Annotated in this window: 12 protein-coding genes, 3 tRNA genes and 2 other annotated features; of the genes, 1 reads left to right on the top strand and 14 read right to left on the bottom strand. The window is 36.1% G+C overall.

The features are described from left to right. Positions 1-234 precede the first annotated feature (234 nt). Positions 235-1,568, top strand: a protein-coding gene (locus tag U473_RS14085; RefSeq protein WP_153011978.1) for an IS3 family transposase whose coding sequence is annotated in 2 segments (ribosomal slippage) — positions 235-622 and positions 622-1,568 — 1,335 coding nt in all. Because the reading frame shifts where the segments join, the coding sequence is not laid out codon by codon here. Positions 1,569-1,678: 110 nt separating this feature from the next. On the opposite strand, the gene U473_RS01795 is transcribed toward U473_RS14085, so the two are convergent. The 14 genes from U473_RS01795 to U473_RS01730 all read right to left on the bottom strand — a co-directional run bounded on the left by U473_RS01795 (position 1,679) and on the right by U473_RS01730 (position 13,597). Continuing rightward, positions 1,679-2,845 (bottom strand): Na+/H+ antiporter NhaA, encoded by a 1,167-nt coding sequence (locus U473_RS01795; RefSeq protein WP_068722788.1) that lies wholly within the window; start codon positions 2,843-2,845, stop codon positions 1,679-1,681. Between the two features lie 53 nt (positions 2,846-2,898). Then, positions 2,899-4,608 (bottom strand): B12-binding domain-containing radical SAM protein, encoded by a 1,710-nt coding sequence (locus U473_RS01790; protein WP_068722786.1) that lies wholly within the window; start codon positions 4,606-4,608, stop codon positions 2,899-2,901. A 74-nt stretch (positions 4,609-4,682) separates the two neighbouring features. Next, entirely contained in the window at positions 4,683-5,042 is a 360-nt protein-coding gene (gene rplT, locus U473_RS01785; RefSeq protein ID WP_068722784.1) for a 50S ribosomal protein L20, read from the bottom strand. 36 nt (positions 5,043-5,078) lie between these two features. After that, the gene (rpmI, locus tag U473_RS01780) at positions 5,079-5,276 is read right to left on the bottom strand and encodes a 50S ribosomal protein L35 (protein ID WP_068722782.1); all 198 of its coding nucleotides are present in this window, start codon (positions 5,274-5,276) and stop codon (positions 5,079-5,081) included. Positions 5,277-5,304: 28 nt separating this feature from the next. Continuing rightward, complete coding sequence (infC, locus tag U473_RS01775; protein WP_068727364.1) at positions 5,305-5,796, bottom strand: translation initiation factor IF-3; 492 nt, start codon at positions 5,794-5,796, stop codon at positions 5,305-5,307. Between the two features lie 49 nt (positions 5,797-5,845). After that, positions 5,846-5,958, bottom strand: a sequence feature (ribosomal protein L20 leader region). A gap of 70 nt (positions 5,959-6,028) precedes the next feature. Continuing rightward, positions 6,029-7,945 carry a threonine--tRNA ligase gene (thrS, locus tag U473_RS01770; RefSeq protein WP_068722780.1) on the bottom strand — a complete coding sequence of 639 codons (1,917 nt, stop codon included), beginning with the start codon at positions 7,943-7,945 and terminating at the stop codon, positions 6,029-6,031. Positions 7,946-8,015: 70 nt separating this feature from the next. Beyond that, positions 8,016-8,249 (bottom strand) — a binding site (T-box leader). Between the two features lie 70 nt (positions 8,250-8,319). Beyond that, entirely contained in the window at positions 8,320-8,976 is a 657-nt protein-coding gene (phoU, locus tag U473_RS01765) for a phosphate signaling complex protein PhoU (RefSeq protein ID WP_082732314.1), read from the bottom strand. A 19-nt stretch (positions 8,977-8,995) separates the two neighbouring features. Beyond that, positions 8,996-9,748 (bottom strand): phosphate ABC transporter ATP-binding protein PstB, encoded by a 753-nt coding sequence (gene pstB, locus U473_RS01760; protein WP_068727360.1) that lies wholly within the window; start codon positions 9,746-9,748, stop codon positions 8,996-8,998. 117 nt (positions 9,749-9,865) lie between these two features. Further along, positions 9,866-10,699 (bottom strand): phosphate ABC transporter permease PstA, encoded by an 834-nt coding sequence (gene pstA, locus U473_RS01755; protein WP_082732313.1) that lies wholly within the window; start codon positions 10,697-10,699, stop codon positions 9,866-9,868. Further along, positions 10,699-11,631, bottom strand: a complete 933-nt coding sequence (gene pstC, locus U473_RS01750; RefSeq protein WP_068722776.1) for a phosphate ABC transporter permease subunit PstC — start codon at positions 11,629-11,631, stop codon at positions 10,699-10,701. Before pstC ends, pstA begins: the two co-directional genes overlap by 1 nt. A gap of 72 nt (positions 11,632-11,703) precedes the next feature. Continuing rightward, positions 11,704-12,774, bottom strand: a complete 1,071-nt coding sequence (gene pstS, locus U473_RS01745; RefSeq protein WP_068722774.1) for a phosphate ABC transporter substrate-binding protein PstS — start codon at positions 12,772-12,774, stop codon at positions 11,704-11,706. Between the two features lie 459 nt (positions 12,775-13,233). Then, positions 13,234-13,322, bottom strand: a tRNA-Leu gene (locus U473_RS01740). 78 nt (positions 13,323-13,400) lie between these two features. Continuing rightward, positions 13,401-13,475: transfer RNA gene (locus tag U473_RS01735), tRNA-Gly, on the bottom strand. Positions 13,476-13,521: 46 nt separating this feature from the next. After that, positions 13,522-13,597, bottom strand: a tRNA-Phe gene (locus tag U473_RS01730). Positions 13,598-13,662 lie beyond the last annotated feature (65 nt).

Raw genomic sequence — 13,662 nt, 5'->3', positions numbered from 1 at the left:
TATTACGAATGATTTCTAAATTGGTTTCAATTAAAATCTAGAGAAGTTTTTCCAATGAAACACATTGTTATTATTTACGATTTCCTAAGGAAAAATCATATGTAACGAAATAAAAAAAGACTCCAAGGTTGAATAAAATAAAATGTACCCTATAAGATGGACACTTAAAAAAAGTCTCCCTTGTAGGGTACTTTTATTTATAATTGAAGTAAAAAGTTGATGGAGCGGAAAACAATGTCGAAAATATTATTTACAAAACAAGAGCAGGAAATATTGAAAAAGCATCCTTATGTAAAATCTGTTAGTAAAAAAGCAATTACATATACAGATGAATTTAAAGCAAAGGCAGTTAAAGAATATGAGGAAGGGAAATTTTCACGTCAAATCTTTGAAGATGCAGGGTTTGATATTGAAATTGTTGGGATAGAACGTGCTAAATCTGCTTTAAAACGATGGCGTACTGCTTACAAAGAAAATGGTATAGCGGGACTTGAAGATTCGCGTAAAAACCATTCAGGGCGTCCATTTAAACGTGAATTAAGTATAGAAGAAAAATATGCGAGATTGGAGGCACAAAATGCATTGTTACGTGCAGAAAATGAATTATTAAAAAAGATCGATTTAGCAGAAAGGATGCTGGTAAAGAAAAAGGGAAATTAACAGCAGAACAAAAATTTCAGTTAATCCAGTATGTCATAGAAAAATACAACTTGAATCGGATGGTACGCTATCTTTGTGAATTAGTTGGGGTCTCTCGATCAGGTTATTATCGTTATTTTTCGACAGATGCACAACTTACTAGACAATCTTATGATCAAGCAGACGAAGAAGTAAAAGAAGTTATTTTAAAAGCGTTCAATTTTCGTCGTCGTAAGAAAGGCGCACGTCAAATTAAAATGACGTTAGAAAATCAGTTTCAAATTACCTATAACCTAAAACGAATTCGTCGCATTATGAGAAAGTACGGCATCGTTTGCCCGATTCGAAAAGCAAATCCTTATCGAAGAATGGCAAAGGCTACAAAAGAGCATAGAACATTACCGAACCTATTAAATCGTGAATTTAAGCAAGGAATCGCTGGAAAAGTATTATTAACAGACATCACTTATTTAAGTTATGGAAAAGGAAAACGCGCCTATTTATCTACTATAAAAGATGCCGAAACTAATGAAATTCTATCCTATGAAGTGTCTGACAAAATAACACTAGATATCGCCCTAAATACGGTAAAGAAATTAAAGAAGAAAGGTGGAAAACTAGCGGAGGGTGCATTCATCCACTCGGATCAAGGAGTGCATTATACCAGCCCCCAATTTCAAATACTTGTGAAGAGAATGGGATTAGGTCAATCGATGTCACGTCGTGAGAACTGTTGGGATAATGCGCCGCAGGAATCGTTCTTTGGGCATTTGAAAGATGAAACGGACTTTGAATCGTGTGAAACGTTAGAAGATGTAAAACGAGAGATAAAGAGTTATATAATCTATTACAATCATTATCGAGGTCAGTGGAACTTAAAAAAGATGACGCCTGCACAATACAGACATCATCTTCTCCAAGTTGCTTAGAGTTTTTTTAAAATGTCCTTTACAAAGGGTACACTTTATTAATTTCCTTAGAGTCTTTCATCATTCATTTCATTTAGCTTAAAATATAGTTTTACGTGGGTCATTAAGACTTAATTTTGCGTACTGGTTTCTTTCATCTTTTTGATACCTAGTAGTTTGCCAAGGATAAAGGCAAAAATTGCAGCACTTGCACTAAAGAGCGCTCCCATTTTTGCTGCTCCTTGGATCACTGGATCAGTAAACGCAGCCCCTGCCACAAAGAGTGCGACTGTTAATCCCATCGCAGCAACGACACCAGCAAGGAATAATTCTTTCATTCCCATACCTGTTGGTAATGGGAAACCTAACATTTTGGCAATAGAACCTAAAATAAAGATTCCCACCGTTTTTCCGACAAGTAATCCGACAAAAACTAACCAAGTCGTTGTTCCAATTTCAGAAAACTCTACACCGGCATTGGATAAGCCAAACATAAATAATCCGAAATCTACAAAGATTTTCCACTCATGTTCAAATTTCGTAAGGGTAGTATGAGAGGTCTCATCATCTTCAAATAAATGCCCATGTTCTTCTTTTGGATTTGGTAAAAATGGAATAATCACGACTAATGCTAGTGCAGGATGCAAATGCGCGTTGTGTAAACCTATCCAACTAAGAACGCCACCTAATAGGAGATAAGGCCAATAATTGGTTACTCCTTTTTTTCTTAATATAAAGGAAATTGCCATCCCTGCTAAGGTAACTAACAGCCAAATCGGTTCTACTGGATTCACAGGATCAGGATAAAAAATCGCAATGATCACTAACCCGATGGCATCATCTGCAATCGCTAATAATAATAAAAAGGAAACAGCTGGATGTTTATCACCAAAAACAAAGCGAGCAACTAGCCATGCAAGTGCAATATCAGTTGCTGTTGGAATCCCCCAACCCCTTAAATATTCTGGAGATCCTATGATTGAATTTAGTAGTAAATAAACAGCTACAGGCCCAAGTACCCCACCCATTGTAGCCATCAGTGGATTAACCGCTTTCTTTAATGGATTCAAATCTCCTCCAGGCGATAAGCTCTGAACAATCTCTACAGCTGCAATCGCAAAAAAGAAAACCATAAAGATATCATTTACAAAAAAATGAAAGCTAATCCCACTAAAAAACTCGCCTTCTACAAATGTCTCATAACTGTGAGGCGAAAGATTTGCCCATAATAAGGCGACAATAACTCCGGAGATCAATGGAATGGAGAACTCCCTTAAAAGATTGACTGTTTTCTGCACGTTGTTTTTTCCTCCCCTACATTTTAGTCTCACTAAAAAGAAATTTTATCACACTATCGTTTTTTAGTAAAATACTTTGGTTTATCAGGTGGATTATAATATACCGCTAGCAAAGTATTTTGTTCTTTTATTTCACCTATTGTTAAAAAAGCTTCGATATCAATAGGAACCACTTCAATCATGACATGCTTATGTAGCTCATTTTCACTTAGGTTTAAATCCTCCATAAGGTCTTTCATCATTTCCTTTTGTTCTTTTTTGGTGAGGGTAAATTCCCACCATGTTTTTCTTGGCTTATGATTAAAATTAAGAAAATAATCAAGTTTCATCAAGCTCTGAGCTATCTCTAGATGTTGAATACCGGTATCGATTAAAAAATCATTTAACCTTGTATATAAGGTTTCTAATTGATGGCCAATTCGATTCCATCCTTTGCTTTCCCAATAATCTCCGAACTGCTGAAAGAAGTCAAAAGCCGAAGTAAATTCATATCGAATTAAGTATTCAATGGTTCGATTCATTCGCTGTGCATTCCAATATTTATCTAATACCTCTTCTACTCTTTTAACCCGAATGACATCTGAGAAAGAAAGAACGTTGTTTGCCAATATTTCATAGGGTGCTTTGTCCATATAAATATAACCATATTTTTTGGCTTCCTTCCAGATAGCCGTCCCTCTTAACATTTTTAAAAAACCTAGTTGTAATTCTTCTGGCCTTAACTCAAATACATCGTTAAAGGTTTTGCGAAAGGATGCATAATCTTCTTCTGGAAGTCCTGCAATTAAGTCTAAATGTTTATCAATTTTGGTGCTTTCTTTTAATTTGAGTACCGTTTCACTAAGCTTTTTAAAGTTTTGCCGACGATGAACTAAGGAATTGGTATACTCATTGGTTGATTGAACACCGATTTCGAAACGAAAGATTCCATCAGGTGCATAATCAATAAGGTATTGTAGAACATCCTGTTTCATAATATCAGCGGTGATTTCAAATTGGAATACAGTCCCTTGATGGTTTTCGATGAGAAATTGAAAGATTTCAAGTGCATATTTCTTATTGATATTAAAGGTTCGATCCACAAACTTAATCAGCTTGACACCGCTTTTGATCAATTGAAGAAGATCTTCCTTTACCCTCTCTAATGCAAAATATCTAACCCCTGTTTCTATGGAAGATAAGCAATAAGCACATGAAAAAGGACAGCCTCTGCTTGCCTCAAAATAGACAATTCGATCCTTTAGGGATTGAAGATCATCCAGATCTTTGTATGGGCTAGGAATTTCATTCAAATCCAATTTAGGCTGTGATGCATTTACTCGATAGGTCTTCCCTTCTCTATAGGCAATCCCTAGAACTTCATCTAGAGGTCTTTTTGTTTTTAATGCTTGAAGTAGATGCAAAAAAGTGGCTTCTCCTTCTCCAACCACAATGACATCAATTTCTGGTACTCTTTTAAACCAATAATCAAGGTCATAGGAAACTTCAGGACCACCTAATACAATCCTGACTTCAGGCTTCACTTTTTTTAATAGTTGAATTAACTGAATGGTCTCTTCAATATTCCAAATATAACAAGAGAAACCTACTACGTCAGGGTCTTTTTGATAGATCTCACTGACCATTTGTAAGATCGGTTCTTTAATCGAGTATTCAAGAATTTTTATGTCAGGAAATTCACGTTGACTATATGCCTTAAGATAACGTAATGCAAGTGAAGAATGAATATATTTTGCATTTAATGTCGACAGAATGACCTTCATATTGGACCCCCAATATTACCAACAAAAGTGATGGAATAATGAAAAACACCCATATAGGGTGTTTTTATAAAAATTTAGGCATTGATTTTTTCTTTTGCTAATTCTGCTAGGTCTGCAAATGCTTTTGCATCATTTACAGCTAAGTCAGCTAGCATTTTACGGTTAATATCTACACCTGCTATTTTTAAGCCATGCATAAATTTACTATATGAAAGACCATTCATGCGTGCAGCAGCATTGATACGTGCAATCCATAATTTGCGGAAGTCACGTTTGCGCTGACGACGGTCACGATAAGCATATAATAATGATTTCATTACTTGTGCTTTTGCTGTTTTAAATAAACGGTGTTTTGAACCAAAATAACCTTTAGCAAGTTTTAAGATTTTTTTACGACGACGACGACTAACATATCCGCCTTTTACTCTTGCCATATCTATTCCCTCCTAGATTGCGAATCTTTTCGATGATTATAAATAAGTTAACATTTGCTCAATACGTTTTTGGTCACCTTTACTTACTACCGCACTTTTACGTAATTGACGTCCACGTTTTGGACTTTTAGCTTCTAAAAGGTGACTTGTATAAGCATGACTACGCTTAAGCTTTCCACTACCTGTTTTCTTAAAACGTTTTGCAGCTCCACGATGAGTTTTCATTTTTGGCATGACTATTTCCTCCTATCTATAACGACTATTATTTTGGCGCTAAAATCATGATCATACTTTTGCCTTCTAACTTAGGCTTGCGTTCAATGACTGAAATATCCTCTACTTCTTTTGCTAGACGATCTAAAACTTTTTCACCAATCGATTGGTGAGCAATTTCACGCCCACGGAAACGTATACTACATTTCACTTTATCGCCAGCTTTAAGGAACTTAATTGCACTACGAAGTTTCGTTTGAAAATCATTTTCCTCAATAGTCGGACTAAGCCTAATTTCTTTGACATTGATTACTTTTTGATTTTTGCGAGCTTCTTTTTCTTTCTTGCTTTGCTCATATCTAAACTTACCATAATTCATAATACGACAAACTGGTGGTTTTGCTGTAGGAGCAACATTTACCAAATCTAGATTTTTTTCCTCAGCTAATTTAAGCGCTTCTTTAAGCGGAAGAATCCCAATTTGTTCTCCATCTGGTCCAACTACACGAACTTCACGCGCACGAATTTCCTCATTTATCAAATGTTCTTTGCTAATAACCTGCCACCTCCAATAAACATTCAATGGATAAAAAAGCAAAAAAGTGTAGACGCCACGCGCCCACACTATCATTGATTCACCGACCATATGAACCTGTCAACCCCATGTCGATCAGGTGAGAAGCGGGCGCTTCTGCTTAATATCCACTATATAAAAATTTACTAAATTATATTACCATAATTGTTACTTCTTTGTCAAACACAACAAAAAGATTTTAGTTTGCTGTTCTCTGATTGATTTGTTCAACCAATTGGGCGATTACTTGGTCAATCGCTTGTGCACCTAGATCCCCTTCTCCACGCTTACGAACAGATAAAGTACCGTTTTCCATCTCTTTATCACCAATCACAAGCATATAAGGCACTTTTTGTAGTTGTGCTTCACGGATCTTATAACCAATCTTTTCGTTACGATCATCTAATTGAACACGAATGCCTGCTTCTTGCATTCTTTTTAATACTTCTTTTGCATAATCATGATGAGGTTCAGCAATTGGCAGAAGTTTTGCTTGAACAGGTGCTAACCAAGTAGGGAATGCACCGGCATAATGTTCAGTAATGATCCCAATAAATCGGTCAATAGAACCCATAATCGCACGATGAATGACAACTGGACGATGACGCTGATTGTCTTCCCCGATATAGTGTAAATCAAATTTTTCAGGCATTTGGAAGTCAAGCTGAATGGTTGCCAATTGCCAGCTACGCTTCAATGCGTCAAGAATATGAAAATCAATTTTTGGACCATAGAATGCGCCATCTCCTTCATTGATGGTGTATTCCATTCCCAAATGATCCAACACATTTTTTAACGCTGTCTCTGCTTGTTCCCATAATTCATCTGACCCCATTGAATCTTCAGGTCTAGTAGATAATTCAACTTTATAATCAAAACCAAATACACTGTAGATTTTATCAATCAACTTAATAACTTCTTTAATTTCCGATTCAATCTGATCAGGTCTTACGAAAATATGTGCATCATCCTGAGTAAAGGTACGAACACGCATCATTCCATTTAATGCACCTGATAACTCATGGCGATGAACTTGGCCGAATTCAGCAATACGTAATGGAAGATCGCGATAAGAATGTAATTGATTTTTATAAATCAACATATGACCTGGGCAATTCATTGGTTTTAGTGCAAATTTGGTATCATCGACGTCAGTGAAATACATATTTTCTTTATAATGTTCCCAGTGTCCAGATTGCTCCCAGAGACGTTGATTCATCACAAGTGGAGTACGAACCTCTCTATATCCAGCTTCTTCTTGAAGTTTTCTTGAGAAATTCTCCAATTGGTTACGAATGATCATTCCATTTTCTAGGTAGAATGGCATTCCAGGAGCCTCGTCTGAGAACATATAGAGCTCTAATTCCCGACCTAGTTTGCGATGATCACGTTTTTTTGCTTCTTCTAAGAAATGTAAGTAATCTTCTAATTGATTTTCTTTAGGGAAAGAGGTTCCATAAATTCGTTGTAACATTTGGCGATCAGAATCCCCTCTCCAATAAGCACCAGCGATACTTAATAACTTAATCGCTTTAATTTTTCCTGTTGATGGTAAGTGAGGGCCACGGCAAAGGTCAAAGAATTCACCTTGTTCATAAATCGTGATTTCAGCATCCTCTGGTAACTCATTGATGATCTCCACTTTCAAATCATCATTTATTCCTTTGAAAATTTCCAATGCCTCTTCACGTGATACGACTTTTCTACGAATCGGTAAGTCTTCTTTAATGATTTTCTTCATTTCTCTTTCAATTTTTTCTAAATCCTCTGTTGAAAGTTGCTCTGGAATATCCATATCGTAGTAAAAACCGTCTTCGATTACTGGACCAATACCAAATTTTGTCCCAGGATACAAACGATTCACAGCTTGTGCTAATAAATGAGCAGAGCTATGGCGATAGACTTCAAGTCCATCCTCACTGTCCATTGTCACAACTTCTACTGTAGCATCTTCTTCAATGGGTAAATATAGATCTACCAATTTACCATTTACTTTACCAGCTATGGCTTTTTTCTTTAGACCTGGGCTTATGGAAGCAGCAATATCTTCGATAGTTATACCCTTGTCAAACTCTTTAAAAGAACCATCCGGAAACGTAATCTTAATCTTATCCATCCTTCATAACACTCCTTTTTAGTGATTTTGATGCAAAAAATTTTTTTCAATAAAAAAGCACATTCATCCTCTATGGGACGATTGTGCCGTGGTTCCACCCAAATTTCATTTATGAAGGAAATATCCCTACTTCCTAAATAAATGCTCATATAGATAACGGTGACTACCGATAATAGCTACTTTTCTTTTCGCTATTATGACTCAAAGGGGGTAAATCATCAACCCTAGTTAAGAATCTCTCAGCCAAGGATTCTCTCTCTAAAAACTGGTACTTGATCATTCATGTCCTCATCATCGTCGATCTAACTATTTTTTTAACTAAGTTTTTTAATAATTAGTATTATAAGAATGGCTATGATAAAAGTCAAGTTTCTCTATAAATTTAAATCTGGTTTGTTCCCTTTTACCAAGTAAATGACACTCTCTCCGATATTTGTAGCATGATCTCCAATTCGTTCGATATATCTGGCTACAAATGAGAGTAACATTGCTTGGCTTAGCGTTTCAGGTTTTTTGGTCATAATCTCTAATAAATCACGTAAAACCGTACTATACAATTTATCAACCTTATCATCAATTTCAGCTAAACCAAACGCTAACTCAACATTTTCCTCAATATAAGATTTTAATCCGTTCGTTAACATTTGTTTTACCATTTGCGCCATTTGAGGGATATCAACTAAGGGTTTTAATAAGTGGTCTTCTTCAATTCGAATCGTTACCTTCGCAATATCTCTTGATAAATCAGCCATTCTTTCTAAACTACTTGCAATTTTAATAGCTGCTATAATTTTCCTTAAATCTTTAGCAACTGGTTGTTGAGTAGCCACTAATTGAACGGCAAGTGTTTCAATTTGATCTTCCATTTCATTTACCTTGACATCATCCTCTACCACTTTTCTTGCTAAATCTTTATCCAAATTAGACAACGATTCAAGGGATTTTTCAATGGCTTCTTCAACAAGATTACCCATTTGCAACAAGTTTTGTTGCAAAGTATTCAATTCTTGATCAAAGCTTTTTCTTTGCACAGTGTATCATCTCCTTGTATTAACCAAAACGACCAGTTATATAATCCTCTGTCTTTTGGTTTTTAGGGTTTGAAAAGATTTTAACAGTATCATCATATTCAATCAACTCACCATTTAGGAAAAAGGCAGTTTTATCAGACACACGAGCCGCTTGTTGCATATTATGAGTGACGATGATGATTGTATACTTATCCTTTAAAGAATGAACCAATTCTTCAACTCTTAATGTAGAAATCGGGTCAAGTGCAGATGTTGGTTCATCCATCAATATTACATCTGGTTCTACTGCTAAGGTTCTAGCAATACATAGACGTTGTTGTTGACCACCAGATAACCCCATGGCATTTTTATTTAAACGATCCTTGACCTCGTCCCAAAGATTAGCCTGAATTAAACTAGTCTCTACTTTTTCATCTAAGATTTTTTTATCTTTCGTTCCATTTAAACGTAAGCCAGCAATCACATTATCGTAAATCGACATCGTCGGGAATGGATTAGGTTTCTGAAAAACCATCCCAATTCGGTGGCGTACGCTTACTGGGTCTATATTCGTATCATAAATGTTTTGGCCATCAACGATGATTTCACCAGTAACTCGTGCACCTTCAATCACTTCATGCATGCGATTGATCGTACGAATAAATGTAGATTTCCCACAACCAGACGGTCCAATTAAAGCTGTAACTTGTTTATCTTTTATATCCAAATTTATATCTCTTATAGCATGAAAATCTCCATACCAAGCGTTCAAATTATTTACTTGAATTGACATAGATTCCACCTCATTTAATGTATGACGATAAGTAAGATGAGTCCACAAGATAACCCACAAAAGTGACGTCCTCCTTCGAACCGTATTCCGATTACTTTTGCGGGAACCCTAGAAAAATTAAGCTCTACTTCTTGTGAGAAAACGTGCAGACACATTAAGAACTAAAATTAGAAGGATCAACACTAATGCCCCAGCCCATGCTTGAGCTTTCCAATCTGCATATGGAGAGATCGCATAGTTAAAGACCTGAACAGGTATAGAAGCCATAGGTTCTAGTAAAGTTCTGCTAAAATAGATATTTCCAAATGCCGTAAATAATAATGGTGCTGTTTCTCCAGATACACGTGCAACAGCTAACATGATTCCAGTCACAATTCCCCTCATTGCAGAAGGTAAAACAATGAATAAAATAACTCTCCATTTAGGTAACCCTAATGCTAATCCTGCTTCGCGAATATCACTTGGGATTAATTTTAACATTTCCTCTGTTGTACGTGTAACCGCAGGAATCATAATAAACGCCAAAGCCACTCCTCCAGCAATCGCTGTAAAACCACCCATGGAAATGACTAATAAAGTGTAGACGACAATACCAACAACGATGGAAGGAACACCAATTAAAATATCAGTAAGAAAACTAATGGATTTCCCCAACCTATTTCTCCCATATTCAGATAAAAAGATTCCTGACATGAGACCAACTGGAATACCAATAATTGAAGCAATTAAAATTAAGGTGAACGTACCAATGATGGCATTTGCTATTCCTCCACCCTCAACCCCAGGAGGAGTAGGCGTATTAATGAAAAAACCTAAATTTAATGCAGGTAAACCTTTCATAATTACATACCCAAAAATACTGAACAGCGGTATTAAAGCAGTCAATGTTGCAATAACCGTAAGTACAACCATTATTTTACTTTTGATCTTTCTATTTTTTAGTGATTTCATCATTTCACCTCTTGAGTTCCCTTTGAAACTGACCAAACCAATAACCTTGCAATAATATTAATAAGTAAAGTAACCCCGAATAAGACCAAACCAATTTCAATCAATGCTGATAAGTACAGATTTGATGAAGCCTCAGTAAATTCATTAGCGATAACACTTGCCATCGTATAAGCTGGATCAAAAATCGATTTTGGAATAGATGGTCTATTTCCGATAACCATCGTTACTGCCATCGTTTCACCAATCGCTCTTCCTAATCCAATAATCATACCACCTAATATTCCCGTTCTTGCATAGGTTAAAACAGCTGTTCGAATCATTTCCCATTTGGTTGCTCCTAAAGCTAGAGCTGCTTCACGTTGTGTATTTGGTACAGTTGCAATCACTTCTTTTGAGATGGATGCAATTGTGGGGATAATCATAATAGCTAAGATTACACCAGCTGTAAATAAACTCACACCATAGGCTGGACCTGAAAAATAGGGTATAAATTCTCCCAATGTATTAATAAAAATAGGTGCAATATATTTCCGTATAAATGGAGCCAAAATAAATATTCCCCATAAGCCATAAACGATTGAAGGGATTGCTGCTAATAATTCAATCATAAATCCTACTGAGCTTCGAACCCATTTAGGTGCTATTTCTACTAAATAAATGCCAATTCCAACGCTAATTGGTGTTGCAATAAGTAGTGCAATAATTGAAGAAACAACCGTGCCATAAATAAATGGCCACGCCCCAAATTTTTCCTCTACCGGATCCCATTTTGAATTAAAAATAAAATCCCATCCAAACTCTGCAATGGATAACTTCGATCCCGAATACATTTCATAAATCATTAAGAAAAGTAGAAATACAACAGAAAAGCCAAATAGATAAGCGATTCCCTTGAAGAGTTTATCTCCGTGATGTTTTTTCAAGCGATACACCCCTTAACAAGCTAAAATACACGGCAAAAAACCCTGATATTTAGGGTTTTTTGCCATCCGTATGTCATTTTACTATTTTACTTGAACTTTGTCTAATTGTTTAACATCTAAATCTTGAATTTCTTTTGGTAATGGAGCATATTGTAACTCTTCGGCAAATTTTTGTCCTTCAGTAACTGCATACTTTAAGAAGTCGATCACTTGTTGAGTACGTTCCTTATCCAATGGGGAGTTCTCATAAACCAATAGCCATGTTGTTCCAACGATTGGATAACTATTTGCACCAGGTTGGTTTACTAAGGATATTTTCATATCTTCAGGCATATTTGCTACTGCCCCTGCAGCTGCAGCAGATACAGTTTCAAGCGTTGGCGCAACAAAGTTGCCATCCTTATTTTGAAGCTCGACTGCCGGCATTTTATTTTCAATCACGTAAGCTAATTCAACATAACCGATTGTACCTGGTTCGTTTTGAATTTGACCAGCTACCCCCTCATTACCTTTTGCACCAATACCTTCAACTGGCCAATCGATAGACTTACCAACTAAATTCTCACCCCAGATTTCAGGCACTGCTGCATTTAGGTAACTTGTGAAGATATAAGTAGTACCAGAGCCATCAGAACGATGTGTTACTTTAATCGCTTCATCTGGTAAATTCACACCTAGATTAATATCAGCAATTTTTTTATCATTCCATTTTGTAATTTTCCCTGTATAAATTTCTCCTAATATTTGTGGAGTTAATTTTAAGTTATCTACTCCTTCTAAATTATAACTAATCGCAACTCCACCCAATGTTACTGGGATATGAAGCACATTTCCACCAGCTTGATTGATCTCGTCTTCTTTCATAGGTGCATCGGATGCAGCAAAATCAACTGTTTTTTCAATTAATTGTTTAATTCCGCCACCACTACCAATAGACTGATAGTTTACTTTAACACCTTTAGCATTTGCATAATCTGGAATCATTCTTTGTAATAATGGGTTAACGAAAGTAGAACCTGCTCCGTTTAATAAGACACCTTTACCTGCAGCATCTCCACCTTGTTGATTTGGTTGATTTTGAGCCGCACATGCTCCTAAAGTAAAGATAACAACTAATGATAAGAATAGTAAGCTTAATTTTTTGAAATTCACTTTCAAAAGCCCCCTTGAAAATTTTTATTGTTATATTCCTTACAAGTTTGAGTATACTTTGTCCATATCAAGCTAGCGTTAATGAATTGTTAAGGAATTGTAAATTTGAAATGGTAGTTTTATTTTTTCCGTTTTTATTATGATTCATCCATACTCAAATGAGTTACCTCTTCCATAAGAAGAAAAGAATATTAGGAGGACATTGATGACAGAAAAAAATGAGCGATAGTATGCGCTATCGCCTTTTTCCAAATATAATAGAGGTCAAAATCTATGTCACATTTTTAGTTTAACAACACATTGTTGATAAAAAATTAAGCAAATATAAAATTAAGTTAAATATAAAAAGTAGCTGTCAAAAGCTACTTTTAAATTTGCAATATGAAATTCATCCGATAATGATGTCATTTGACGTCGTACTCGAAAATTAATATAGTGCACTCTCTGAGAGTATATTAATGGTGCCGAGGACCGGACTTGAACCGGTACGGTAGTCACCTACCGCAGGATTTTAAGTCCTGTGCGTCTGCCAATTCCGCCACCCCGGCACGTTAATGGAGTACCCTAAAGGGCACAACTATATTCGCTTGCTAGAAGTAAAATCGACGTAGCTGCGCTCAAATATATGGAGCGGACGACGAGATTCGAACTCGCGACCCTCGCCTTGGCAAGGCGATGCTCTACCACTGAGCCACGTCCGCAAATAAACATTAACTTTAAATAGTTGTCCACTTTTCATTTAAAAAATGGTGGTTCGGGACGGAATCGAACCGCCGACACGAGGATTTTCAGTCCTCTGCTCTACCGACTGAGCTACCGAACCTCTTTTGAGACATCAATTATCATACCATTAAAACGAATAAATGTCAATTTAATCTTTTTTTTGAT

This window comes from Tepidibacillus decaturensis (assembly GCF_001561915.1).
Lineage (GTDB): Bacteria > Bacillota > Bacilli > Tepidibacillales > Tepidibacillaceae > Tepidibacillus_B > Tepidibacillus_B infernus.
This window is presented reverse-complemented; position numbering and strand designations above follow the sequence as displayed.

What these genes read in the sequence shown, in the direction of transcription:
- pstA (WP_082732313.1), bottom strand. Translation starts at nt 10,699, where the DNA reads ATGAAATCACTAAAAAATAGAAAGATCAAAAGTAAAATAATGGTTGTA.
- thrS (WP_068722780.1), bottom strand. Translation starts at nt 7,945, where the DNA reads ATGGATAAGATTAAGATTACGTTTCCGGATGGTTCTTTTAAAGAGTTT.
- U473_RS01790 (WP_068722786.1), bottom strand. Translation starts at nt 4,608, where the DNA reads ATGAAGGTCATTCTGTCGACATTAAATGCAAAATATATTCATTCTTCA.
- rpmI (WP_068722782.1), bottom strand. Translation starts at nt 5,276, where the DNA reads ATGCCAAAAATGAAAACTCATCGTGGAGCTGCAAAACGTTTTAAGAAA.
- rplT (WP_068722784.1), bottom strand. Translation starts at nt 5,042, where the DNA reads ATGGCAAGAGTAAAAGGCGGATATGTTAGTCGTCGTCGTCGTAAAAAA.
- pstB (WP_068727360.1), bottom strand. Translation starts at nt 9,748, where the DNA reads ATGTCAATTCAAGTAAATAATTTGAACGCTTGGTATGGAGATTTTCAT.